The sequence below is a fragment of the Caulobacter sp. 73W genome (assembly GCF_041021955.1).
In the GTDB taxonomy this organism is placed as follows: Bacteria; Pseudomonadota; Alphaproteobacteria; order Caulobacterales; family Caulobacteraceae; genus Caulobacter.
Window position 1 is genome coordinate 3,565,656 of the sequence record NZ_CP158375.1, and the last position, 20,841, is coordinate 3,586,496.

Annotated in this window: 31 protein-coding genes, 2 tRNA genes and 1 pseudogene; 31 read left to right on the forward strand and 3 right to left on the reverse strand. The window is 64.8% G+C overall.

Annotation, left to right across the window (positions count from 1 at the left end):
- Positions 1-2: 2 nt before the first annotated feature.
- Together metG and ABOZ73_RS16990 are read left to right on the forward strand one after the other, a co-directional pair.
- Complete coding sequence (gene metG / locus ABOZ73_RS16985; protein WP_369059298.1) at positions 3-1,712, forward strand: methionine--tRNA ligase; 1,710 nt, start codon at positions 3-5, stop codon at positions 1,710-1,712.
- Positions 1,709-2,431, forward strand: a complete 723-nt coding sequence (locus tag ABOZ73_RS16990; RefSeq protein ID WP_369059299.1) for a 2OG-Fe(II) oxygenase family protein — start codon at positions 1,709-1,711, stop codon at positions 2,429-2,431. Before metG ends, ABOZ73_RS16990 begins: the two co-directional genes overlap by 4 nt.
- Before the next feature lie 9 nt (positions 2,432-2,440).
- Here the strand turns inward: ABOZ73_RS16990 and ABOZ73_RS16995 are convergent, their stop codons facing one another.
- The gene (locus ABOZ73_RS16995) at positions 2,441-3,172 is read right to left on the reverse strand and encodes a TerC family protein (protein ID WP_369059300.1); all 732 of its coding nucleotides are present in this window, start codon (positions 3,170-3,172) and stop codon (positions 2,441-2,443) included.
- Between the two features lie 42 nt (positions 3,173-3,214).
- Entirely contained in the window at positions 3,215-4,027 is an 813-nt protein-coding gene (gene rlmB / locus ABOZ73_RS17000; protein WP_369059301.1) for a 23S rRNA (guanosine(2251)-2'-O)-methyltransferase RlmB, read from the reverse strand.
- Between the two features lie 160 nt (positions 4,028-4,187).
- Between rlmB and ABOZ73_RS17005 the strand changes: the two genes are divergently transcribed.
- The 4 genes from ABOZ73_RS17005 (at position 4,188) to ABOZ73_RS17020 (ending at position 6,917) form a co-directional block, all read left to right on the forward strand.
- A tRNA-Tyr gene (locus ABOZ73_RS17005) sits at positions 4,188-4,272 on the forward strand.
- A gap of 74 nt (positions 4,273-4,346) precedes the next feature.
- Positions 4,347-4,420: transfer RNA gene (locus ABOZ73_RS17010), tRNA-Gly, on the forward strand.
- A 52-nt stretch (positions 4,421-4,472) separates the two neighbouring features.
- Positions 4,473-5,663 carry an elongation factor Tu gene (gene tuf, locus ABOZ73_RS17015; RefSeq protein WP_369059302.1) on the forward strand — a complete coding sequence of 397 codons (1,191 nt, stop codon included), beginning with the start codon at positions 4,473-4,475 and terminating at the stop codon, positions 5,661-5,663.
- Positions 5,664-6,041: 378 nt separating this feature from the next.
- Positions 6,042-6,917 (forward strand): DUF2807 domain-containing protein, encoded by an 876-nt coding sequence (locus ABOZ73_RS17020; RefSeq protein WP_369059303.1) that lies wholly within the window; start codon positions 6,042-6,044, stop codon positions 6,915-6,917.
- An 85-nt stretch (positions 6,918-7,002) separates the two neighbouring features.
- On the opposite strand, the gene ABOZ73_RS17025 is transcribed toward ABOZ73_RS17020, so the two are convergent.
- On the reverse strand, positions 7,003-7,764 hold the full coding sequence (locus ABOZ73_RS17025; RefSeq protein ID WP_369059304.1) for an outer membrane beta-barrel protein: 762 nt from the start codon (positions 7,762-7,764) through the stop codon (positions 7,003-7,005).
- A 544-nt stretch (positions 7,765-8,308) separates the two neighbouring features.
- Between ABOZ73_RS17025 and rpsJ the strand changes: the two genes are divergently transcribed.
- The 25 genes and pseudogenes from rpsJ to rpsK all read left to right on the forward strand — a co-directional run bounded on the left by rpsJ (position 8,309) and on the right by rpsK (position 20,783).
- Positions 8,309-8,617 carry a 30S ribosomal protein S10 gene (gene rpsJ, locus ABOZ73_RS17030; protein ID WP_004616952.1) on the forward strand — a complete coding sequence of 103 codons (309 nt, stop codon included), beginning with the start codon at positions 8,309-8,311 and terminating at the stop codon, positions 8,615-8,617.
- Positions 8,618-8,630: 13 nt separating this feature from the next.
- Positions 8,631-9,404 (forward strand): 50S ribosomal protein L3, encoded by a 774-nt coding sequence (rplC, locus tag ABOZ73_RS17035; protein WP_369059305.1) that lies wholly within the window; start codon positions 8,631-8,633, stop codon positions 9,402-9,404.
- Complete coding sequence (gene rplD, locus ABOZ73_RS17040) at positions 9,404-10,036, forward strand: 50S ribosomal protein L4 (RefSeq protein ID WP_277786022.1); 633 nt, start codon at positions 9,404-9,406, stop codon at positions 10,034-10,036. The genes rplC and rplD overlap by 1 nt, the downstream gene beginning before the upstream one ends.
- Entirely contained in the window at positions 10,036-10,332 is a 297-nt protein-coding gene (locus ABOZ73_RS17045; protein ID WP_277786023.1) for a 50S ribosomal protein L23, read from the forward strand. The genes rplD and ABOZ73_RS17045 overlap by 1 nt, the downstream gene beginning before the upstream one ends.
- Before the next feature lie 3 nt (positions 10,333-10,335).
- Positions 10,336-11,175 carry a 50S ribosomal protein L2 gene (rplB, locus tag ABOZ73_RS17050; RefSeq protein WP_369059306.1) on the forward strand — a complete coding sequence of 280 codons (840 nt, stop codon included), beginning with the start codon at positions 10,336-10,338 and terminating at the stop codon, positions 11,173-11,175.
- A gap of 3 nt (positions 11,176-11,178) precedes the next feature.
- Complete coding sequence (rpsS, locus tag ABOZ73_RS17055) at positions 11,179-11,457, forward strand: 30S ribosomal protein S19 (RefSeq protein WP_277786025.1); 279 nt, start codon at positions 11,179-11,181, stop codon at positions 11,455-11,457.
- A 3-nt stretch (positions 11,458-11,460) separates the two neighbouring features.
- The gene (gene rplV / locus ABOZ73_RS17060) at positions 11,461-11,841 is read left to right on the forward strand and encodes a 50S ribosomal protein L22 (RefSeq protein WP_277786026.1); all 381 of its coding nucleotides are present in this window, start codon (positions 11,461-11,463) and stop codon (positions 11,839-11,841) included.
- Positions 11,841-12,593 (forward strand): 30S ribosomal protein S3, encoded by a 753-nt coding sequence (gene rpsC, locus ABOZ73_RS17065; protein WP_369059307.1) that lies wholly within the window; start codon positions 11,841-11,843, stop codon positions 12,591-12,593. The genes rplV and rpsC overlap by 1 nt, the downstream gene beginning before the upstream one ends.
- 13 nt (positions 12,594-12,606) lie before the next feature.
- Positions 12,607-13,038 carry a 50S ribosomal protein L16 gene (rplP, locus tag ABOZ73_RS17070; RefSeq protein WP_277786028.1) on the forward strand — a complete coding sequence of 144 codons (432 nt, stop codon included), beginning with the start codon at positions 12,607-12,609 and terminating at the stop codon, positions 13,036-13,038.
- 2 nt (positions 13,039-13,040) lie between these two features.
- Positions 13,041-13,232 carry a 50S ribosomal protein L29 gene (gene rpmC / locus ABOZ73_RS17075; RefSeq protein WP_277786029.1) on the forward strand — a complete coding sequence of 64 codons (192 nt, stop codon included), beginning with the start codon at positions 13,041-13,043 and terminating at the stop codon, positions 13,230-13,232.
- Positions 13,233-13,242: 10 nt separating this feature from the next.
- Positions 13,243-13,482 (forward strand): 30S ribosomal protein S17, encoded by a 240-nt coding sequence (gene rpsQ, locus ABOZ73_RS17080; RefSeq protein WP_369059308.1) that lies wholly within the window; start codon positions 13,243-13,245, stop codon positions 13,480-13,482.
- Positions 13,483-13,500: 18 nt separating this feature from the next.
- Positions 13,501-13,869 carry a 50S ribosomal protein L14 gene (rplN, locus tag ABOZ73_RS17085; RefSeq protein ID WP_277786031.1) on the forward strand — a complete coding sequence of 123 codons (369 nt, stop codon included), beginning with the start codon at positions 13,501-13,503 and terminating at the stop codon, positions 13,867-13,869.
- Positions 13,869-14,183, forward strand: a complete 315-nt coding sequence (gene rplX / locus ABOZ73_RS17090) for a 50S ribosomal protein L24 (protein WP_277786032.1) — start codon at positions 13,869-13,871, stop codon at positions 14,181-14,183. Before rplN ends, rplX begins: the two co-directional genes overlap by 1 nt.
- Positions 14,176-14,745, forward strand: a complete 570-nt coding sequence (rplE, locus tag ABOZ73_RS17095; RefSeq protein ID WP_369059309.1) for a 50S ribosomal protein L5 — start codon at positions 14,176-14,178, stop codon at positions 14,743-14,745. Before rplX ends, rplE begins: the two co-directional genes overlap by 8 nt.
- Before the next feature lies 1 nt (position 14,746).
- Positions 14,747-15,052 (forward strand): 30S ribosomal protein S14, encoded by a 306-nt coding sequence (gene rpsN, locus ABOZ73_RS17100; RefSeq protein ID WP_369059310.1) that lies wholly within the window; start codon positions 14,747-14,749, stop codon positions 15,050-15,052.
- Positions 15,053-15,062: 10 nt separating this feature from the next.
- Positions 15,063-15,462, forward strand: a pseudogene (rpsH, locus tag ABOZ73_RS17105) (30S ribosomal protein S8).
- A gap of 17 nt (positions 15,463-15,479) precedes the next feature.
- A complete protein-coding gene (gene rplF, locus ABOZ73_RS17110; RefSeq protein ID WP_369059311.1) occupies positions 15,480-16,013 on the forward strand; it encodes a 50S ribosomal protein L6 in 534 nt (177 codons plus the stop codon).
- Positions 16,014-16,016: 3 nt separating this feature from the next.
- Positions 16,017-16,373, forward strand: a complete 357-nt coding sequence (gene rplR / locus ABOZ73_RS17115) for a 50S ribosomal protein L18 (RefSeq protein WP_369059312.1) — start codon at positions 16,017-16,019, stop codon at positions 16,371-16,373.
- A gap of 10 nt (positions 16,374-16,383) precedes the next feature.
- Positions 16,384-16,965, forward strand: a complete 582-nt coding sequence (rpsE, locus tag ABOZ73_RS17120) for a 30S ribosomal protein S5 (protein ID WP_369059313.1) — start codon at positions 16,384-16,386, stop codon at positions 16,963-16,965.
- A gap of 3 nt (positions 16,966-16,968) precedes the next feature.
- Positions 16,969-17,151 (forward strand): 50S ribosomal protein L30, encoded by a 183-nt coding sequence (gene rpmD / locus ABOZ73_RS17125; RefSeq protein WP_369059314.1) that lies wholly within the window; start codon positions 16,969-16,971, stop codon positions 17,149-17,151.
- 106 nt (positions 17,152-17,257) lie between these two features.
- Positions 17,258-17,743: a 50S ribosomal protein L15 gene (gene rplO / locus ABOZ73_RS17130; protein WP_369059315.1), complete on the forward strand. Its 486-nt coding sequence runs from the start codon at positions 17,258-17,260 to the stop codon at positions 17,741-17,743.
- 109 nt (positions 17,744-17,852) lie between these two features.
- Positions 17,853-19,205 (forward strand): preprotein translocase subunit SecY, encoded by a 1,353-nt coding sequence (gene secY / locus ABOZ73_RS17135; RefSeq protein ID WP_369059316.1) that lies wholly within the window; start codon positions 17,853-17,855, stop codon positions 19,203-19,205.
- A gap of 65 nt (positions 19,206-19,270) precedes the next feature.
- Entirely contained in the window at positions 19,271-19,843 is a 573-nt protein-coding gene (locus ABOZ73_RS17140; protein ID WP_369059317.1) for an adenylate kinase, read from the forward strand.
- Between the two features lie 169 nt (positions 19,844-20,012).
- Positions 20,013-20,381, forward strand: a complete 369-nt coding sequence (rpsM, locus tag ABOZ73_RS17145) for a 30S ribosomal protein S13 (RefSeq protein ID WP_369059318.1) — start codon at positions 20,013-20,015, stop codon at positions 20,379-20,381.
- A 12-nt stretch (positions 20,382-20,393) separates the two neighbouring features.
- A complete protein-coding gene (rpsK, locus tag ABOZ73_RS17150) occupies positions 20,394-20,783 on the forward strand; it encodes a 30S ribosomal protein S11 (protein ID WP_269713697.1) in 390 nt (129 codons plus the stop codon).
- The last annotated feature ends 58 nt before the right edge of the window (positions 20,784-20,841 follow it).

Here is a 20,841-nt window from a genome sequence, read left to right on the forward strand (position 1 = left end):
CCATGGCCCGTATCCTCATCACGTCCGCCCTGCCGTACATCAACGGGATCAAGCATCTCGGGAATCTGGCGGGGTCGATGCTGCCGGCCGACGTCTATGCGCGGTTCGAGCGGGCCCGGGGTCATGAGACGCTTTATATCTGCGCCACCGACGAGCATGGCACGCCGGCCGAGCTGGCCGCCGCCGCCGCCGGCCAGGACGTGCGCACCTATTGCGACGAGCAGCACCAGATCCAGCACGACATCGGCCGAGCCTTCGGCCTGTCCTGGGATTGGTTCGGGCGCAGCTCCAACCCGCCGAACCATCGCCTGACCCAGCACTTCTGCGAGGCGCTGGAGAAGAACGGCCTGATCGAGGAACGGGTGGACCAGATGGTCTACTCCATCGACGACAAGCGCTTCCTGCCTGACCGTTATGTCGAGGGGACCTGCCCGCACTGCGCCTTTGAAAAGGCCCGGGGCGACCAGTGCGACAACTGCGGCCGCCTGCTGGACCCGACCGACCTGATCAATCCGTATTCGGTCATCAGCGGCTCGCGGAACATCGAGGTGCGCGACACCCGACACCTTTACCTGATGCAGACCAAGATCCAGGACCGCATCCGCGCATGGGTCGACAGCAAGGCCAAGAACTGGCCGAACCTGACCAGCTCCATCGCCTACAAGCACCTGGACGAGGGGCTGATCGACCGGGGCATCACCCGCGACCTGGCCTGGGGCATCCCGGTGACCAAGGACGGCGCGCCGCGCCCCGGCTTCGAGGACAAGGTCTTCTACGTCTGGTTCGACGCGCCCATCGAGTACATCGGCGCCACCGTCGAATGGTCGGAAGCGACCGGCGCGGACTGGGAACGCTGGTGGCGCACCGACAAGGGCGCCGACGACGTCACCTATGTGGAGGTGATGGGCAAGGACAACGTGGCCTTCCACACCGTCAGCTTCCCCGCGACCATCCTGGGCTCGGGCGAGCCGTGGAAGACCGTCGACAACCTGAAATCCTTCAACTGGCTGAACTGGTACGGGGGCAAGTTCTCGACCAGCAACAAGCGCGGCGTATTCATGGACGCGGCGCTGGACATCCTGCCGCCCGACTACTGGCGCTGGTATTTGACGGCCAACGCGCCGGAAGGCTCCGACACCGCCTTCACCTGGGAGCAGTTCGCCAGCAGCATCAACCGCGACCTGGCGGACGTGCTGGGCAATTTCGTCAACCGCATCCTGAAGTTCACCGAGGCCCGCTTCGACGGCGTGGTGCCGGAAGGCGGCGAGGCGGGTGAGCTGGAGCAGAAGCTCTACGCCGCCGTGTCCGAGCGTCTGACCGAATTGACCGAGCAGATGACGGCGCTGGAGGTCCGCAAGTCGGCCCAGACGATCCGCGCCCTGTGGGTTCTGGGTAACGAGTACCTGCAGGAAGCCGCGCCCTGGACGGCGGTGAAGACGGACCGCGACCGCGCGGCGGTGATCGTCCGCACGGCCCTGAACCTGGTGGCGCTCTATGCCCGCATCGCCGCGCCGATCATTCCGTTCTCGGCCCAGACCATCGCTTCGGCGGTCAACGAGCCGTTCCCGCCGACTTGGCCGTCGGCCAATGGCGAGGCCGAGCTGAACCGCCTGGCGCCCGGCGCGGCCATCCACACGCCCGAGGTCCTGTTCAAGAAGATCGAGGACGAGCAGATCGCCGAGTGGACGGAGCGCTTCGGCGGCGCCGAATGAGCACGCCGTTCGCCCTGCGGGAATTCGCGGGCGACGAACAGGCCGCCATCGTCGAGCGGCTTGAGCGGAGCGGGCGGGTGCAGATCCCGTCGGTCCTGGCCGGCGACGGCGCCGACCGGCTGCTGGCCGAGGCGCGCGAACGCACGCCGTTCCAGACGGTGACCACCAACAGCCGGGGGCAGGTGGACCTGCCGCAGGCGTGGCTGGACAGCCTGACGGTCGAGCAGCGCCGGGAGTTCGGCCAGGCGATCCATGAGAGCGCCGCCGAGCGGTTCCAGTACCTTTACGACACCTATCCGATCTGGGACCTGCAGCAGGCCGGCAAGCTGAAAGGCCTTTGGCGCGACCTGCTGGCTTTCCTGAACGGCGAGGCGTTCCTGGGCCTGATGCGGACGCTGACCGGCGAGGACCGCATTGTCATGGCCGACGCCCAGGCGACGCGCTATCGGCGCGGCTCGTTCCTGACCGGGCATACGGATCATGTGGACGGCAAGGACCGCTACTACGCCTATGTCCTGAACCTGACGCCGGCCTGGCGGATCGAGTGGGGCGGTCTATTGATGTTCCATGGCGACGACGGCCATGTGGCCGAGGCGTTTGTCCCGGCCATGGGGGCGCTGAACCTGCTGCGGGTGCCGCAGCCGCATTCGGTGTCTCAGGTGTCGCTATCGGCCGGCGACGACAGGATCTCCGTCACCGGCTGGCTGCGCGGCAGCTGACGCCGCCTCTTAGTGGGCGGCGTGCTTTGCCTGCTCGGCGGGCGAGATGTCCATGAAGTCGGGAACCGCCGCGTTGTACTGAGGCGTGTGGTTCAGATCGACCACGACGCTGCGGTGGCCGTCCCACATCATGTGCAGGGCGACATAGAGCACGATGATCAGGCCGATGTAGCCGATCCAGCGGTGCTTATGCAGCAGCTTGGCGATCCAGGTGGCGGCGACGCCCATCAGGGCGATCGACAGCAGCAGGCCGAAGACCAGGATGCCAGGATGCTCGCGGGCCGCGCCGGCCACGGCCAGCACGTTGTCCAGCGACATGGAGACGTCGGCGATCAGGATCTGGATGAAGGCGGCGCGGAAGCTCTTGGTCCGCTTGATCGTCGGTTCGGTGGCGGGATCGTCGTCCAGGGCGGCCTGGGCGCTGGCTTCCTCATGGACGGCCTGGTCGCGCATCTCGCGCCACATCTTCCAGCACACCCACAGCAGCAGGATGCCGCCGGCGAACAGCAGGCCGACGATGCCGAGGAGCTGGGCCGTGATCAGGGCGAAGCCGATGCGCAGAACGACAGCGCAGATCAGGCCGTAGAGAATGGCCTTCTTTCGATCCTTCTCAGGCAGGCCGCCGGCCGCCAGGCCTACGGCCACGGCGTTGTCGCCCGCCAGGACCAGATCGATCATCAGGACCTGGATCAGGGCGGTGAGGGGACCGGCGAGGTCGCCGCTGAGAAGAGAGTCGAACATCAATCCTCAATGAGCGAGGGCCGCGTTCAACGCAAGTGGCTCTCAACGTGGGCGTGAAGCCTCATAGAGAGCGACGGCGGCGGCGTTGGAGACGTTCAGGCTCTCCATCCCGCCCGGCATGGGGATCTTGGCCAGGACATCGCAATGCTCGGCCACCAGCCGGCGGATGCCGTCGCCTTCCGATCCCATGACCAGAACCGTGGGCGAACCGTCCAGAGCCTGGTCCAGGGTCTGGGTGGCGGAGCCGTCCAGGCCCACCGCGCGCCAGCCCAGGTCGGCCAACTGCTCCAGCGCCCGCGACAGGTTCACGGCCATGGCGTGGGGCAGGCGGTCGATGGCGCCGACGGCGGCCTTGGCGGCCGCGCCGGCCAGGGCGGGGGAGTGGCGGTCCTGCAGGATGATGCCGCGCGCGCCGAAGGCGGCGGCCGAGCGGAAGATGGCGCCGACGTTCTGGGGATCGGTGATCTGGTCCAACATGACGATCAGGCCCGACGGGTTCTCGCCCAGCTCGGCCACCGACATCGGCTCGGGCGGATCGATGCGCATGGCCATGCCCTGGTGGACGGCGCCCTGGGGAAGCTGTCGGGCGATGAGCTGGGCGTCGATCACCTCGATTCCCTTCAGGCCGTACTCCTCGGCGAGTTGCTTGGCGCGGTCGGGAGTCGCCAGAACACGCTTCGGAGCGGGCCTGGCGGGGTTGCTCAAAGCGGCCTCAATGGCGTGAAAACCCCACAACCAGTCGCTCGCCGGCGTTTTATCGCGCGCTACCGGATTGTTTTTCTGAGGTTTTTTTGCGCCTGAACGGTTTGCGTCCCAAGGCTTCTTACGGTCGTTGCGTTCGAAATGAGAGGACACTATAAGACGCGCTCCGATTTGGGGCCCTGAGGGGTTTCCACCTCGGCCGGGCCGCGCTCTTAGCACTGTCCGGCGCCCGAGGCAGGAAGCTTTTTCATCCCACCGGCTGCGGTTCGCCGCGAAGGTAGGAAGGGTCGCGATAGGAGCTCCGTAGCGCGCTGGGGGAATGTCCCGAGTGGCAAAGGGGGGGACTGTAAATCCCCTGGCGTTAGCCTTCGTAGGTTCGAGTCCTACTTCCCCCACCACGCGCTGCAGAAGTCCTTCGCGGGTCAGACCCCGGAACCTGAGGAGCTCACCGCGAGCCCGCCGAGATACTGACGCGGGTATAGCACAATGGTAGTGCAGCAGCCTTCCAAGCTGAGGATGCCGGTTCGATCCCGGCTACCCGCTCCAACTCCTCGTAAGTAGACGCAACATTCATCCGCCGGCGCGAAGGTAAGAGACCATGGCCAAGGAAAAGTTCGAACGTAATAAGCCGCACTGCAACATCGGCACGATCGGTCACGTTGACCACGGCAAGACGACGCTGACGGCTGCGATCACGATCACGCTGGCGAAGTCGGGCGGCGCGACCGCCAAGAACTACGCCGACATCGACGCCGCGCCGGAAGAAAAGGCCCGCGGCATCACGATCAACACGGCGCACGTGGAATACGAGACGGCCAACCGTCACTACGCCCACGTCGACTGCCCCGGCCACGCCGACTACGTGAAGAACATGATCACGGGCGCGGCGCAGATGGACGGCGCGATCCTGGTGGTTTCGGCCGCCGACGGCCCGATGCCGCAGACCCGCGAGCACATCCTGCTGGCCCGTCAGGTCGGCGTGCCGGCGCTGGTCGTGTTCATGAACAAGGTCGACATGGTCGACGACGAAGAGCTGCTGGACCTGGTCGAGATGGAAGTTCGCGAACTTCTGTCGTCCTACCAGTTCCCGGGCGACGACATTCCGATCACCAAGGGCTCGGCCCTGGCCGCGGTCGAAGGCCGTGACGCCAACATCGGTGAAGAGAAGATCCTGGCGCTGATGGCCTCGGTCGACGAGTACATCCCGCAGCCGGAACGCCCGGTGGACCTGCCGTTCCTGATGCCGGTCGAAGACGTGTTCTCGATCTCGGGCCGCGGCACCGTGGTCACGGGCCGCGTCGAGAAGGGCATCGTGAAGGTCGGTGAGGAAGTCGAGATCGTCGGCATCCGTCCGGTTCAGAAGACGACCTGCACGGGCGTCGAAATGTTCCGCAAGCTGCTGGACCAAGGTCAAGCCGGCGACAACGTGGGCGTGCTGCTGCGCGGCACCAAGCGTGAAGACGTCGAGCGCGGCCAGGTGCTGTGCAAGCCGGGTTCGATCACGCCGCACACCAAGTTCGTGGCCGAAGCCTACATCCTGACCAAGGAAGAAGGCGGCCGTCACACCCCGTTCTTCACCAACTACCGCCCGCAGTTCTACTTCCGCACGACGGACGTGACCGGCATCATCAAGCTGCGCGAAGGCGTTGAGATGATCATGCCGGGCGACAACGCCGAGCTGGACGTCGAGCTGATCACCCCGATCGCCATGGACCAAGGCCTGCGCTTCGCCATCCGCGAAGGCGGCCGCACCGTCGGCGCCGGCGTCGTCGCGAAAATTGTCGAGTAATTTTCGCGACGCATCTTAGGTGGTCAGAAAGCCAAGGCTTTCTGACGCGCGAAGATCGTCGAGTAATCTCGACCGTCTCAGCGATTAGCTGATCTAGCGAAGGCCCCGGAGGGAAACCTCCGGGGCCTTTTGCTTGTGCGTGCTTCGAGACGGCCTTCGGCCTCCTCAGCATGACGAGGGTGGTTTGCTCTCTGAATTCGTCATCCTGAGGAGCCGGCGCGGCCGGCGTCTCGAAGGACGCATGGCGGCTCTTTCTTGCGGTTTACGACCCACGCGATTGGGGCGCGAAGATGACATCGCGGTCATGACCTCGAATTAAGCTGCCCCATTCAGATCGTGCGGATAGCGTCTCCTCATCGGATTCACGGAGGTGACCTCATGCGCACCCTTATTGCTCTCGGCGCCGCTGGCGTCGCCCTGATGGCCGCTTCGGCCGCCGCCGCCGCTCCCAAGGTCGAGATCGAGCACGCGGCCGCGCGCGTCGTGATCATCCCGGAAGACCGCTCGGACGTGAAGGTGGAGATCACCAGGCATCACCCCAAGCTGCCCATCAAGATCGAGCGCCATGGCGATCAGGTCCGGGTGGACGGCGGCCTGGGCGGCGTGAACTTCGGCATCATCAAGGTCGATGTGAACTCGGACGGCATCCGCAGCTGCAAGGTGCGCAACGGGCAGGGCTCGGTGGACATCCGCGGCGTGGGTAATGTGTCCCTCGACGACCTGCCACAGATCGTGGTGCGCACGCCGCGCCGGGCCGAGGTGAGCGCCGGCGGCGCGGTGTTCGGCGACGTGGGCCGCAGCGACGCCCTGACCCTGGGCAACGCCGGCTGCGGCGACTGGACGGTCGCCAATGTGCGCGGCGAGCTGAAGCTGCGTCAGGCCGGCTCCGGCGACGTGCGGGCGGGACAGGCGGGTTCGCTGGACGTGAAGGTCGCGGGCTCGGGCGATATCGCCACCCAGGCGGTCTCGGGCGACGTGTCGATCAACGTGGCCGGCTCGGGCAATGTGCAGGTGGCGTCCGTGTCGGGCGATCTGGGCGTGCGGGTGGCCGGTTCGGGCGACGTGAAGGTGCTGGGCGGCCGCGCCCGTGAGATCGACGTGTCGATCGCCGGCTCGGGCAATCTGGACTTCGGCGGCACGGCGGAAAGCCTGCGGGCCAAGATCGCCGGTTCCGGCGACGTGCGGGCCCTGAAGGTCACCGGCGAAGTCAGCAAGTCCATCGTGGGCTCGGGCGACGTTCGCGTCGGCAGCTGAGCCTCTTAGGTTACTTCTCGCTCGATCTGGAGAAGCTGACGCCCCGGAGATCACTCCGGGGCGTCTTTTTCTTCGTGCTTGCTGCTTAGCGCAGGAAGCCGCCGAACAGACCGCCGATGTCGGTCAGGTCCGCGCCGGCGCGGTCACGTTCCTTCAGCGAACCGCCGAAGGTGTAACGGACGCCCACGTTGACGCTGTCGGCCTTCAGGTCGAGCAGGTCGTTGGATTCGGCGTGGTTGTAGCCGCCGAACACGCTCCAGCCGTTGCTGGCGAACTTGTATTCGCCGCCCAGGCCGATGTTCCAGATGTCGGCGTCGACCGGGCCGAAGTCAGCGTTGGCGTAGCCGACGTTGGCGTTCAGGCGGACGTTGTCGTTGACGAAGTAGCGGGCGTCAGCGCGGACGGCCCACAGGTCGGCGTCCGTGTCGTCGGTCTGGCCGTAGGCCACGACGCCCGACAGGGTCACGGTGTCGAAGTACTTGTGGGCTTCGCCGCCGACGGCCCAGACGGTGTCGTCAGCCACGTCGGCCAGGCCGGCGAAACCGCCGACGCGCACGCCGCTGTCCAGCAGGTAGGTGCCGTGCACGGTGCCGTAGAGGTTGGTGTCGTCGCTCAGCTTGTTGTCCGAATAGCTGACAGCGCCATTCAGGGTCACGGTCCAGGGCGTGGTCGTCTTGATGGCGACCGAACCGTCGACGATGGCCGACGAGCCGTCCTGCTCGAACGCGTTGGTGTCGACGTTGGTGTAGTTGTAGGCGGCGCCCACCGAGCCGATGGTTTCGGCGAAGGCGGGAGCGGAGGCCAGAACGGCGACGGCCGCAGCGGCGGCGAACAGAGTGGTCTTCATAGTGGGTAGTCCCCTTTGGATAAACACCCGGCTGGCGATCGGTCGTTGAGGGGAGGGCCTCTCGTCCGCCGGTGAGGGGCAGGTATGGAGCTTCGCCTTGGCGTTCAATCGCCCGAAAGTCGACTGCGATCCATTTGATGCAGTTTTATGACACTTGCGGAGGCGGATTTGCTTCCTACGCGCGGGCAGGGCGCGTGTTCATCTTCGGTACGGGCGTTCTTCCGGGAAATTTTCTCCGCGCATAAACTTATTTCGCGCGGGGTGTTGGCGAGCTCCGTGACGCGCTTGACGTTCCCGGAATCGCGGAGTAAATACCGCCCCTCTGTTGGACCGGCTGTGAGCTTCGGCTCAGACGCGGACCGCGGAACGACCTGATATAGTGCTAAATCTGGCGCGTTCGGGATTGGCCCTCGCGATTATCGCGTGGGTCTTTATCGTTTGTGCGGGCGTCGCGTTTCCGGAAGTCGCAAGGCTTTCGGGTTGGTCTTTGAAATGGTTCGAGACACGCGGGCGGATCGCCGTCTGTAGGGAATAGAAGAGCGATATGGATCGTCAGAACATCCGCATCCGGCTCAAGGCCTTCGATCACCGCGTGCTGGATCATTCCACGCGCGAGATCGTCAATACGGCCAAGCGCACGGGCGCCACAGTGCGCGGGCCTATCCCGCTGCCGACCCTGATTGAAAAATTCACCGTCAACCGTTCGCCGCACGTCGACAAGAAGTCGCGCGAGCAGTTCGAAATCCGCACGCACAAGCGCGTGCTCGATATCGTCGACCCCACCCCGCAGACTGTGGACGCGCTGATGAAGCTCGACCTGTCCGCCGGTGTGGACGTCGAGATCAAGCTGTAAGGAGATAGCGAGTATGGCTCTCCCCAATCAGCGTACCGGCGTGATCGCCAAGAAGCTGGGCATGACCCGCTTCTTCGACGAAACCGGTCAGCACATCCCGGTCACCGTCCTGTCTCTGGACGGCTGCCAGGTCACGGCCCAACGCACCAAGGAAAAGGACGGCTACGTCGCCCTTCAACTCGGCGCCGGCGCCAAGAAGCCCAAGAACACCTCCCAGGCCGAGCGTGGCCACTTCGCGAAGGCGGCCGTCGAGCCGAAGCGCGTCGTGACCGAGTTCCGCGTCACGGAAGACGCCCTGATCGAAGTCGGCTCCGAGCTGACCGCCGATCACTACGTCGCCGGTCAGAAGGTGGACATCCAGGGCCTGACCGTCGGTAAGGGTTTCGCCGGCGCCATGAAGCGCTGGAACTTCGGCGGTCTGCGCGCCACGCACGGTGTGTCGGTGTCTCACCGTTCGCACGGTTCGACGGGTAACCGCCAAGATCCGGGCCGTACGTTCCCGGGCAAGAAGATGGCCGGTCACCTCGGCCAGGAAACTGTCACCACTCTCAACGTGACGATCTGGAAAGTGGACGCCGAGCGCGGCCTGATCCTGATCAAGGGCGCCGTTCCGGGTTCGGAAGGCTCCTACGTGAAGGTGCGCGACGCGATTAAGTCGGCTCTGCCGGCTGATGCTCCGAAGCCGGCTGGCTTCCGCAAGGCTGGCGCCGCTCCGGTGGCCGCTGCTGAACCCGCCGTCGAAGAAGCTCCGGCTGCCGAAGCTCCGGCTGAAGGGGGCGAAGCCTAATGAAACTCGACGTCATCAATCTTGACGGCGGCAAGGCCGGCTCGGTCGAACTCTCCGACGCCATCTTCGGCATCGAAGAGATCCGGGGCGACATTCTGCAACGCGTCGTCACCTGGCAGCTGGCCAAGCGCCGCTCGGGCAACCACAAGATTCAAGTCCGCAACGAGGTCTCTCGTACGGGCAAGAAGATGTACAAGCAGAAGGGCACCGGCGGCGCTCGTCACGGCTCGCGTCGTGCGGCTCAGTTCGTCGGCGGCGCCAAGGCCCACGGTCCGGTCGTTCGCAGCCATGCGTTCGATCTGCCCAAGAAGGTCCGCGCCCTGGCTCTGAAGCACGCCCTGTCGTCGAAGGCCAAGACCGGTTCGATCGTCGTTCTCGACGCCGCGACCCTGTCGGAGCCGAAGACGGCCGCGCTGCGCGCCAACTTCGAAAAGATCGGCCTGAAGAACGCGCTGATCATCGCCGGTCCGGAAGTGGACGCGAACTTCAAGCTCGCCGCCCGCAACATCCCGAACGTCGATGTGCTGCCGAACGCCGGCCTGAACGTCTATGACGTCCTGCGTCGCAACACCCTGGTGCTGACCAAGTCGGCCGTGGAAGCGATCGGCGTCCGTTTTGAGGAGGCTGCGTAATGGCCGCCACCGCCCGTCACTACGACACGATCCTGTCGCCGGTGATCACCGAAAAGGCCACGCTGCTCTCTGAGCAGAACAAGGTGGTCTTCAAGGTGGCTTCCGACGCGTCCAAGGACGAAATCGCCGCCGCGGTTGAAGAGCTGTTCAAGGTCAAGGTCACCAAGGTCAACACCGTGGTCACCAAGGGCAAGACCAAGCGCTTCCGTGGCATCCTGGGTCGTCGCTCCGACGTCAAAAAAGCCATCGTGACTCTGGCCGAAGGCCAGTCGATCGACATCACCACGGGGCTCTAAGACATGGCTCTGAAGACATTCAATCCGACCTCGCCGGGTCGTCGCGCCCTCGTGCTGGTCGACCGTAGCGAGCTCCACAAGGGCAAGCCCGAGAAGTCCCTCGTCGAGGGTCTGACCAAGTCGGGCGGTCGTGGCGGCAACGGCCGTATCGCGGTCCGTTTCCGCGGCGGCGGCGCCAAGCGCCTGTACCGCATCGTGGACTTCAAGCGTCGCAAGTTCGACGTGCCGGCCACGGTTGAGCGCCTCGAGTACGACCCGAACCGTTCGGCCTTCATCGCTCTGGTGAAGTACGCTGACGGCGAGCTGGCCTACATCCTGGCTCCGCAACGCCTGAAGGCCGGTGATGAAATCATCGCCGCCGAGAAGGTCGACGTGAAGCCGGGCAACGCCTCGCCGCTGCGCTCGATGCCGATCGGCACGATCATCCACAACATCGAGCTGAAGCCCGCCAAGGGTGGCCAGATCGCTCGCTCGGCCGGCGCTTACGCCCAGCTGGTCGGTCGTGACGGCGGCTACGCCCAGATCCGTCTCGGCTCGGGTGAACTGCGGATGGTTCAAGACAGCTGCATGGCCACGGTCGGCGCGGTTTCGAACCAGGACCACATGAACCAGAACCTCGGCAAGGCCGGTCGTTCTCGTCATATGGGCCGTCGCCCGCACGTCCGCGGCGTCGCCATGAACCCGGTCGACCACCCGCACGGCGGTGGTGAAGGCCGCACCTCGGGCGGCCGTCACCCGGTCACTCCGTGGGGCGTCCCGACCAAGGGCCGCAAGACCCGCAAGAACAAGGCTACGGATAAGTTCATCATCCGCAGCCGTCACAAAGCTAAGAAGGCGCGCTAAGCGATGACCCGCTCCGTCTGGAAAGGCCCGTTTGTCGACGGGTACCTCCTGAAGAAGGCCGACGCCGCTCTGTCGTCTGGCCGCAAGGACGTGATCAAGACCTGGTCGCGCCGCTCCACGATCATGCCGCAGTTCGTCGGTCTGACGTTCGGCGTCTACAACGGCCAAAAGCACGTTCCCGTGCTCGTGTCGGAAGACATGGTCGGCATGAAGTTCGGTGAGTTCTCGCCCACGCGGAACTTCCCCGGCCACGCTGCCGACAAGAAGGCCAAGAGGAAGTAGGCCATGTCGAAGCAAGCTAAAGCCCGTCGGGTAAAGCCGACTGAAGCCATGGCGAAGGTCGTGAACCTGCGCACCAGCGCCCGGAAGCTGAACCTCGTGGCTCAGTCGATCCGCGGCCTGAAGGTGCAGCGCGCCCTCAACGAGCTCGAGTTCAGCCACAAGCGCATCGCCAAGGATGTGCGCAAGGCTCTGTACTCGGCCATCTCGAACGCCGAAAACAACCACAACCTCGACATCGACAGCCTGATCGTCGCCGAGGCCTTCGTGGGCAAGAACCTGGTCATGAAGCGTTTCTCGCCGCGTGCTCGCGGTCGCGCTTCGCGTATCGAAAAGCCGTTCTCCGAGATCACCATCGTGGTCCGCGAACTGGGTGAGGCCGCCTGATGGGTCAGAAAGTCAATCCGGTCGGGCTGCGGCTCGGCGTCAACCGTACCTGGGACAGCCGTTGGTTCGCCGACGGCGAGCAGTACGGCAAGCTGCTGCACCAAGACATCAAGGTGCGCCGCTTCCTGAAGGACCGCCTGAACGCCGCCGGCGTCTCGCGCATCCTGATCGAGCGTCCGCACAAGAAGTGCCGCGTCACCATCTACGCGGCTCGTCCTGGCGTGATCATCGGCAAGAAGGGCGCTGACATCGACAAGCTCCGCAAGGATCTGTCGGGTCTGACCGAAGGCGAAGTTCACCTGAACATCGTCGAAGTCCGCAAGCCCGAGACCGACGCCCAGCTGGTGGCCGAGAACATCGCCCAGCAGCTCGAGCGCCGCGTCGCCTTCCGTCGCGCGATGAAGCGTTCGATTCAGTCCGCCATGCGCCTCGGCGCCAAGGGCATCCGGATCAACGTCTCGGGCCGCCTCGGCGGCGCCGAAATCGCCCGCATGGAGTGGTACCGCGAAGGTCGCGTGCCGCTGCACACCCTGCGCGCGGACATCGACTACGGCTTCGCTGAAGCCAAGACCACTTACGGCATCATCGGCGTGAAGACCTGGATCTTCAAAGGCGAAGTGCTGGAACATGACCCGATGGCGCTGGACAAGCGTCTCGCCACTGAATCCGGCCCGGCCGGCGAAGGCGGCGGACGTGAGCGTGGCGATCGCCAAGACCGTGGCGACCGTCGTGACCGTCGCGAGCGCGCGTAAGGATTAGAGCGCCATGCTGTCACCGAAACGCACTACGTACCGCAAGCAGTTCAAGGGCCGTATCCACGGCAACACCAAGGGCGGCGCTGCGCTGAACTTCGGCGCCTACGGCCTGAAGGCCGTTGAGCCGGAGCGCATCACCGCTCGCCAGATCGAGGCTGCTCGTCGGGCGATCACTCGCCAGATGAAGCGTCAAGGCCGCGTCTGGATCCGTATCTTCCCGGACGTGCCGGTCACCGGCAAGCCCGCTGAAGTCCGGATGGGTAAGGGTAAGGGCGCCGTGGACCATTGGGCCGCGCGCGTCGCTCCCGGCCGCATCATGTTCGAAATCGACGGCGTGCCGGACGATATCGCTCGTGAGGCCCTGAAGCTCGGCGCCGCCAAGCTTCCGATCCGCACCCGCATCGTCACCCGGCTCGACGCCGGCATCGCGATGGAGGCCTAACTATGAAGATCGCCGACATCCGGGCCATGACGCCCGATCAACTGGCCGAAAACCTGCTGAACCTGAAGAAGGAGCAGTTCAACCTGCGCTTCCAGGCGGCTACCGGCCAGGTCGAAAAGACCCACCGCGTGGACGAGATCCGCAAGGATATCGCCCGCATCAAGACCGTGCTGCGCGCCAAGGCCGCGGCTTAAGGAGAACGATATGCCCAAGCGTATCCTCGAAGGGGTGGTCGTCTCCGACAAGGGCGACAAGACCATTGTAGTGAAGGTCGAACGGACCATCCTGCACCCGGTGCTCCGCAAGATCGTTCGTCGATCCAAGAAGTACCACGCCCACGACGAAGCCAACGCGTACAAGGCGGGCGAACTCGCCCGTATCATCGAGTGCGCGCCGAAGTCCAAGCTGAAGACCTGGGAAGTCCTTCCCAAGGCTTCCGCTTAAAGTCTGGAAGGTTAAGCCATGATCCAGATGCAAACTAACCTGGACGTCGCCGATAACTCGGGCGCACGCCGGGTCATGTGCATCAAGGTGCTGGGCGGCGCGAAGCGTCGTTACGCACACGTCGGGGACGTCATCGTCGTCTCCGTGAAGGAAGCGATTCCCCGCGGCCGCGTGAAGAAGGGCGACGTTCTGCGCGCCATCGTCGTGCGCACCAGCCAGGGCATCAAGCGCAAAGACGGTTCGATGATCCGCTTCGACAAGAACGCGGCCGTCATCGTCAACAAGCAGAGCGAGCCGGTCGGCACGCGGATCTTCGGCCCGGTTCCCCGTGAACTGCGCGCCAAGAACCACATGAAGATCATCTCCCTCGCCCCCGAGGTGCTGTAATGGCCGCGAAGATCAAGAAGGGTGACCGCGTCGTCGTGCTCACCGGCAAGGACAAGGGCAAGCAAGGCTCCGTCCTGGCCGTCTTCCCGAAGGAAGAGCGCGTTGTGGTCGAAGGCCTGAACATCGTTCAGCGCCACACCCGTCCGACCCAGGGCGATCCCCAGGGCGGCATCAAGAACAAGGAAGCTCCGCTGCACGTCTCGAACGTCGCGCTGGTGGACTCCAAGGGCAAGGCGACCCGCGTCGGCTTCCGCGTGGAAGGCGACAAGAAGGTCCGCGTGGCCAAGACCACGGGCGAGGTGATCAATGGCTGATCAAGCTTACGAGCCGCGGCTGAAGACGGTCTATCGCGAGCAAATCCGCTCCGCGCTGAAGACCAAGTTCAGCTACACGAATGAGATGCAGGTCCCCAAGCTCGACAAGATCGTGCTGAACATGGGCATCGGCGAGGCTGTCGCGGACTCCAAGAAGGTCCAGGCCGCCATGAAGGACCTGGCGGCCATCGCCGGTCAGAAGCCGGCTCCGACCCGCGCCCGCCAATCGATCGCCGGCTTCAAGCTGCGCGAGAACATGGTCATCGGCGCCAAGGTCACCCTGCGCAAGGAACGCATGTATGAGTTCCTGGACCGTCTGATCACGATCGCGCTGCCGCGCGTGAAGGATTTCCGTGGCCTGAAGGCGACGAGCTTCGACGGCCGTGGCAACTACGCCATGGGCCTGAAGGAGCACATCGTGTTCCCGGAAATCAACTACGACCAGATCGACCAGATGTGGGGCATGGACATCATCGTCTGCACGACCGCGAAGTCGGACGACGAGGCTCGCGAACTGCTTCGCGAATTCCAGTTCCCGTTCAATGACGGGAAGGACAACTGATATGGCCAAGAAAAGCGCCGTCAACCGCAACGAGATGGTCAAGGCCCTCGTCAAGCAACTCGCCGACAAGCGCGCCGCGCTGAAGGCGATCGCCAATGACGAAAGCCTGCCGCTGGAAGAACGCTTTGAAGCCCGCCTGAAGCTGGCGAAGCTGCCGCGCAACTCGTCCAAGACCCGCATCCGCAACCGGTGCGAAGTCACGGGCCGCCCGCGCGCCTACTATCGCAAGCTCAAGATGAGCCGCGTCAGCCTCCGCGAACTGGGTTCGCAGGGCCTGATCCCCGGCCTCGTCAAGTCGAGCTGGTGAGGACGATCAGATGTCGATGAACGATCCCCTGAGCGACATGATCGCTCGCATCAAGAACGCCGCGACCCGCAAGCGTTCGAAGGTGTCGACCCCGGCTTCGAAGCTGCGCGCCCGCGTGCTCGACGTCCTGGCCGACGAAGGCTACATCCGCGGCTACTCGCTGGTCGAGAAGCCGGGCGCCTTCCCGGAGTTCGAAATTGAGCTGAAGTACTTTGACGGCGAACCCGTCATCGTGGAGATCAGCCGTGTTTCGAAGCCCGGCCGCCGCGTCTACTCGTCGATCAAGGATCTCAAGCCGATCAAGAACGGCCTGGGCATCTCGATCCTGTCGACGCCGAAGGGCGTCATGTCAGAACTCCGCCGCCCGCGACGCTAATGTCGGCGGCGAAGTCCTCTGCCGCGTCTACTAAGCGGAGAGGGGAAAGACATGTCTCGTATTGGTAAGAAAGCCGTTGTGATCCCGTCGGGCGTGACCCTCACGCTCGCGGGCCAGACGGTCACGGTGAAGGGCCCCAAGGGCCAGCTGTCCTGGACGGTGTCGGAAGACGTCGAAATCAAGCAGGAAGGCAACGAGCTCAGCCTCACGCCGCGCGGCAACTCCAAGCGCGCTCGCGGCATGTGGGGTCTGTCCCGCACCCTGGTGAACAACATGGTCATCGGCGTGACCCAAGGCTTCGAGGAAACCCTCGAGCTGGTCGGCGTCGGTTATCGCGCTGCGATGAAGGGCCAGGCCCTCTCGATGCAGCTCGGCTTCAGCCACGACGTCGATATCCCGGCCCCGGCCGGCATCACGTTCGCGGTCCCGAAGCAGACCGAAGTGAAGATCACCGGCATCGACAAGCAGGCCGTTGGCGAAATCGCTGCGAAGATCCGCAAGATTCGCCCGCCGGAGCCCTACAAGGGCAAGGGCGTTCGCTATGCAGGCGAAAAGGTCCGTCGCAAAGAAGGCAAGAAGAAGTAAGCCATGGCGCTCTCTCCTCGCGAAAATGCCCTGCGTCGCGCTCAGCGCAACCGCACGCGGCTCAAGAAGCTGGCCAATGGCCGTCCTCGTCTGTCGGTCTTCCGCTCGGGCAAGAACATCTACGCCCAGGTCATCGATGACGCTCAAGGCGTCACCCTGGTCGCCGCGTCCTCGCTGGAAGGCGAAGGCAAGGCCAAGGGTTCCGACAAGGCCGCTGCGGCCACTGTCGGCAAGCTCGTCGCCGAGCGTGCGATTGAAAAGGGCGTCAAGGACGTCGTCTTCGATCGTGGCGGCTACATCTATCACGGCCGGGTCAAGGCCCTGGCTGACGCCGCGCGCGAAGCCGGCCTGAACTTCTGAGGATCTGATCATGGCTCGTCCGAACGAAGGCGGCCGCGACCGTCGTCCCCGCGAACGCGAGGAAGTCGAAAGCGACATCGTCGAGAAACTGGTCCACATCAACCGCGTCGCCGCCACCGTGAAGGGCGGCCGTCGCTTCAGCTTCGCCGCTCTGATGGTCGTTGGTGACCAAAAGGGCCGCGTGGGCTTCGGTCATGGCAAGGCGCGTGAAGTGCCGGAAGCCATCCGCAAGGCCACCGAAGAAGCCAAGAAGTCCATGATCCGCGTTCCCCTGCGGGAATCGCGCACCCTGCACCATGACGGCCAAGGCCGTTGGGGCGCCGGCAAGATCATGGTCCGCTCGGCTCCTCCGGGCACCGGCGTCATCGCCGGCGGTCCGATGCGCGCCGTGCTCGAAACCCTCGGCGTCCAGGACGTCGTGGGCAAGTCGACCGGTTCTTCCAACCCGTACAACATGGTCCGCGCGACGTTTGAAGCGCTGAAGGCCCAGGCTTCGCCCCGCCAGATCGCCGCCAAGCGCGGCAAGAAGGTTGGCGACATCCTCGGCCGTCGTGCCGACGGCGCCTCGGCCCCGGACTCGATCGAGGGCTAAACCATGGCTGCTAAGACTGTCACTGTTCGCCAGACGGCGAGCCCGATCCGCCGCACCAAGGACCAGCGCGCCACGCTCGCCGGTCTGGGCCTCAACAAGGTGGGCCGCACGTCCACCCTCGAGGACACCCCTTCGGTCCGTGGGATGATCGCAAAGGTCGCCCACATGGTTGAAGTGGTCGGCTAAGACCGCTACATCCGCCCACCCGCGCACGACGCAGGTGGGCGGATTAATTTTTTTCAAAGCCGAGTCGGGGCAGGGGTCCCGGCGCAGATCTCCAAGGAGAGGCACTATGACGAAGCTCAACGAACTCGCTCCTCGCGAAGGCTCCACCAAGAACCGCATGCGCGTCGGCCGCGGCCCGGGTTCGGGCAAGGGCAAGACCAGCGGTCGCGGCGTGAAGGGCCAGAAGTCCCGTACCGGCGTCGCCATCGCGGGCTTCGAAGGCGGCCAGATGCCGCTGCACATGCGCATGCCGAAGCGCGGCTTCAACAACCCGTTCGCCAAGGAGTTCGCTGAAGTGAACCTGTGGCGTCTGGAGCAGGCGGTCGCCGCCGGCAAGCTCGACGCCAAGAAGGCGATCGACGCCGACGCCCTGATCGCCGCCGGCGTCATCCGCCGCAAGAAGGATGGCGTGAAGCTGCTGGGCAAGGGCGAGCTGAAGGCCAAGCTCGACATCACCGTCTATGCGGCCACTCCGTCGGCCGTGAAGGCCGTCGAAGCCGCCGGCGGCAAGGTCAGCCAGACCCGCCCGGCTCCGGCCCAGGCGGAAGCCTAAGCCACACTTCGCCCGGCTTCGCGCCGGGCAGGTATTCTACAAGGGGGCGGCGGGTGACAACGCCCGCCGCCTTCCTTATGTGTCTCGCCACATAGTCGTGGGAATCTAGATGGCGTCAGCCGCAGAACAGCTCGCAGCGAACATGAACTTCGGGTCCTTCCAGAAGGCCTCGGAACTTCACAAGCGCATCTGGTTCACCATCCTCGCGATGGTGGTCTATCGTCTCGGCACGTACATCCCGATCCCGGGCATCAACTCGGGTGCGTTCGCGCAAGCGTTCGGCGGGCAGTCCCAGGGCATCCTGGGCATGTTCAACATGTTCTCGGGCGGCGCCGTCGAGCGGATGGCCATCTTCGCCCTGAACGTGATGCCCTATATCTCGGCGTCGATCATCGTGCAGCTGATGGGCACGGTGTATCCGCCATGGGAAAAGCTGCGCAAGGAAGGCGGGGAGGCGGGCCGCAAGACCCTCAACCAGTACACCCGCTACCTGACCGTCATCCTGGCCCTGTTCCAGTCGGGCTCGATCGCCATGGGTCTGCAAGCCAGCCCTGGCCTGGTGGACAATCCCGGCCTGTTCTTCGTGGTTTCGACCATCGTGGCCCTGACGGGCGGCACCATGTTCCTGATGTGGCTGGGTGAGCAGATCACCAGCCGCGGCGTGGGCAACGGCACCAGCCTGATCATCTTCGCCGGCATCGTGGCGGGCCTGCCCCGCGGCGTCTGGCAGATGTTCGAAATGACCCGCACGGGCGCGCTGTCGGCCTTCGCCATGTTCGCGATCATGGGCATCGCCGTGGCGGTCATCTTCGCCATCGTGTTCATGGAGCGCTCGCAGCGCCGCCTGCTGGTGCAATATCCCAAGCGCCAGGTGGGCAACCGCATGTTCGGCGGCGACACCTCGTTCCTGCCGCTGAAGATCAACACCGCCGGCGTCATCCCGCCGATCTTCGCCTCCAGCCTTCTGCTGCTGCCGGCGACGGTCATGGGCTTCTTGGCCACCGCCAACCTGCCGGCCTGGGCCCAGTGGGTGCCCGGCGTGGTGGGCCAGCTGCAGCACGGCCAGCCGGCCTTCATGGTCGCCTACGGCCTGATGATCGTCTTCTTCTGCTTCTTCTACACGTCGATCGTGTTCAATCCGGACGACACGGCCGAGAACCTGCGCAAGTACGGCGGGTTCCTGCCCGGCATCCGTCCCGGCAAGCGCACGGCCGAATATCTGGACTACGTGCTGACCCGTCTGACGGTGATCGGCGCGGCGTACATCACCCTGGTCTGCCTTCTGCCCGAAGCGCTGATCGGCTTCTACAACGCCCCGTTCTACCTGGGCGGCACCTCGATCCTCATCGTCGTGACCGTGACCATGGACACCGTGGCGCAGATCCAGTCCCATCTGCTGGCGCACCAGTATGAGGGCCTGATCAAGAAGTCGAAGTTGCGCGGCGGCGGTCGCGGACGCTAGTTGAAACTAGGGCCAGGAAACGGCGGGCGCTAAGACCCGTCCAGGATGTGCGAGGGGCACTTTAGATGAACTTGATCCTGTTTGGACCGCCGGCCGCCGGCAAGGGGACGCAGGCCAAGCGCCTGGTCGACGAGCATGGCATGGTCCAGCTGTCGACCGGGGACATGCTGCGGGCCGCCATCGCCTCGGGCTCCGAGCTGGGCCAGAAGGTGAAGGGCGTTCTCGACCGCGGCGAACTGGTCACGGATGAGATCGTCATCGCCCTGATCGAAGACCGCCTGCCGGAGGCTGAAGCCGCCGGCGGCGCCATCTTCGACGGCTTCCCGCGCACGGTCGCGCAAGCAGAGGCGCTCGACGCCATGCTCGCCAGCCGTGGCGCAAAGGTTGATGTCGTCCTTCGCTTGAAGGTAGACGAACCGGCCCTGATGGGTCGAATCGCCAAGCAATTCGCCGACCAGGGTCGTCCTGACGACAATCCCGAGGTCTTCGGCACCCGCCTGAAGGCCTACAACGACCAGACGGCTCCGCTGCTGCCTTACTACAAGGCGCAGGGGAAGCTGGTCGAACTGGACGGCATGGGTTCGGTGGAGGCTGTCGCGGCCGACATCGACGCCGCCCTCGGGACAGTTGTTAAATAAGCTTCGCGGAGCAGGGAATTTTCCCTGTTTCAAAGGTTGACGGAAGCGCGCCGATCCCTATAACGGTGCGCTTCCGCGAAAGGCGCGATGGCGCGCGTAGGCTCAACTCGATCGGGTTGCGGCCTCTGTGCCCTTCGCGCTTATTGGCGTGATCAGGAGATTTATAGACGTGGCCCGTATCGCAGGCGTCAACATTCCGACGAACAAGCGCGTTCTCATCGCGCTTCAGTACATCCATGGCATCGGCCAGAAGTCCGCTTCGGACATCATGCAGAAGGTCGGCCTGGACGCCGCGCGCCGCGTGAACGAGCTCACGGACGCCGAGGTTCTGCAAATCCGTGAAACCATCGACCGTGACTTCACGGTTGAGGGTGACCTGCGTCGCGAGACGGCGGTCAACATCAAGCGCCTGATGGATCTGGCCTGCTATCGTGGCCTGCGTCACCGTAAGGGCCTGCCGGTCCGCGGTCAGCGCACGCACACGAACGCCCGCACCCGCAAGGGTCCGGCCAAGCCGATCGCCGGCAAGAAGAAGTAAGAGAGCTAGATCGTGGCCAAGGAACCGGCGCGCGTTAAAAAGCGCGAACGCAAGAACATCACCTCGGGCGTGGCGCATGTGAACGCCTCGTTCAACAACACCATGATCACCATCACCGACGCGCAGGGGAACACCATCTCCTGGTCGAGCGCCGGCATGATGGGCTTCAAGGGTTCGCGCAAGTCGACCCCGTACGCCGCCCAGATGGCCGCCGAAGACGCCGGCCGCAAGGCTGCGGACCACGGCGTGAAGACCCTGGAAGTCAACGTCTCGGGTCCGGGTTCGGGCCGTGAGTCGGCGCTGCGCGCTCTGCAGTCGGTCGGCTTCACGATCACCACGATCCGCGACGTGACCCCGATTCCGCACAATGGTTGCCGGCCGCCCAAGCGCCGGCGCGTTTAAGGCCTGACCAACCTGACTTCCCTGCGCCGGCTGCGAGATTCGTGGCCGGCGAGCCGCG

Excerpts from the sequence above, each read along its gene's own strand:
- rplE (WP_369059309.1), top strand. The coding sequence starts at position 14,176 with ATGGCTGATCAAGCTTACGAGCCGCGGCTGAAGACGGTCTATCGCGAG.
- rpsQ (WP_369059308.1), top strand. The coding sequence starts at position 13,243 with ATGCCCAAGCGTATCCTCGAAGGGGTGGTCGTCTCCGACAAGGGCGAC.
- rplX (WP_277786032.1), top strand. The coding sequence starts at position 13,869 with ATGGCCGCGAAGATCAAGAAGGGTGACCGCGTCGTCGTGCTCACCGGC.
- rplC (WP_369059305.1), top strand. The coding sequence starts at position 8,631 with ATGGCTCTCCCCAATCAGCGTACCGGCGTGATCGCCAAGAAGCTGGGC.
- rplN (WP_277786031.1), top strand. The coding sequence starts at position 13,501 with ATGATCCAGATGCAAACTAACCTGGACGTCGCCGATAACTCGGGCGCA.
- rpsC (WP_369059307.1), top strand. The coding sequence starts at position 11,841 with ATGGGTCAGAAAGTCAATCCGGTCGGGCTGCGGCTCGGCGTCAACCGT.
- ABOZ73_RS16995 (WP_369059300.1), bottom strand. The coding sequence starts at position 3,172 with ATGTTCGACTCTCTTCTCAGCGGCGACCTCGCCGGTCCCCTCACCGCC.
- ABOZ73_RS17140 (WP_369059317.1), top strand. The coding sequence starts at position 19,271 with ATGAACTTGATCCTGTTTGGACCGCCGGCCGCCGGCAAGGGGACGCAG.
- ABOZ73_RS17025 (WP_369059304.1), bottom strand. The coding sequence starts at position 7,764 with ATGAAGACCACTCTGTTCGCCGCCGCTGCGGCCGTCGCCGTTCTGGCC.
- rplR (WP_369059312.1), top strand. The coding sequence starts at position 16,017 with ATGGCGCTCTCTCCTCGCGAAAATGCCCTGCGTCGCGCTCAGCGCAAC.
- rpmD (WP_369059314.1), top strand. The coding sequence starts at position 16,969 with ATGGCTGCTAAGACTGTCACTGTTCGCCAGACGGCGAGCCCGATCCGC.
- rpsJ (WP_004616952.1), top strand. The coding sequence starts at position 8,309 with ATGGATCGTCAGAACATCCGCATCCGGCTCAAGGCCTTCGATCACCGC.
- ABOZ73_RS17045 (WP_277786023.1), top strand. The coding sequence starts at position 10,036 with ATGGCCGCCACCGCCCGTCACTACGACACGATCCTGTCGCCGGTGATC.
- rplD (WP_277786022.1), top strand. The coding sequence starts at position 9,404 with ATGAAACTCGACGTCATCAATCTTGACGGCGGCAAGGCCGGCTCGGTC.
- ABOZ73_RS16990 (WP_369059299.1), top strand. The coding sequence starts at position 1,709 with ATGAGCACGCCGTTCGCCCTGCGGGAATTCGCGGGCGACGAACAGGCC.
- secY (WP_369059316.1), top strand. The coding sequence starts at position 17,853 with ATGGCGTCAGCCGCAGAACAGCTCGCAGCGAACATGAACTTCGGGTCC.
- rplO (WP_369059315.1), top strand. The coding sequence starts at position 17,258 with ATGACGAAGCTCAACGAACTCGCTCCTCGCGAAGGCTCCACCAAGAAC.
- rpsS (WP_277786025.1), top strand. The coding sequence starts at position 11,179 with ATGACCCGCTCCGTCTGGAAAGGCCCGTTTGTCGACGGGTACCTCCTG.
- rpsE (WP_369059313.1), top strand. The coding sequence starts at position 16,384 with ATGGCTCGTCCGAACGAAGGCGGCCGCGACCGTCGTCCCCGCGAACGC.
- rplP (WP_277786028.1), top strand. The coding sequence starts at position 12,607 with ATGCTGTCACCGAAACGCACTACGTACCGCAAGCAGTTCAAGGGCCGT.
- ABOZ73_RS17020 (WP_369059303.1), top strand. The coding sequence starts at position 6,042 with ATGCGCACCCTTATTGCTCTCGGCGCCGCTGGCGTCGCCCTGATGGCC.
- rplF (WP_369059311.1), top strand. The coding sequence starts at position 15,480 with ATGTCTCGTATTGGTAAGAAAGCCGTTGTGATCCCGTCGGGCGTGACC.
- rpsN (WP_369059310.1), top strand. The coding sequence starts at position 14,747 with ATGGCCAAGAAAAGCGCCGTCAACCGCAACGAGATGGTCAAGGCCCTC.
- rpmC (WP_277786029.1), top strand. The coding sequence starts at position 13,041 with ATGAAGATCGCCGACATCCGGGCCATGACGCCCGATCAACTGGCCGAA.
- rplV (WP_277786026.1), top strand. The coding sequence starts at position 11,461 with ATGTCGAAGCAAGCTAAAGCCCGTCGGGTAAAGCCGACTGAAGCCATG.
- rplB (WP_369059306.1), top strand. The coding sequence starts at position 10,336 with ATGGCTCTGAAGACATTCAATCCGACCTCGCCGGGTCGTCGCGCCCTC.
- tuf (WP_369059302.1), top strand. The coding sequence starts at position 4,473 with ATGGCCAAGGAAAAGTTCGAACGTAATAAGCCGCACTGCAACATCGGC.
- metG (WP_369059298.1), top strand. The coding sequence starts at position 3 with ATGGCCCGTATCCTCATCACGTCCGCCCTGCCGTACATCAACGGGATC.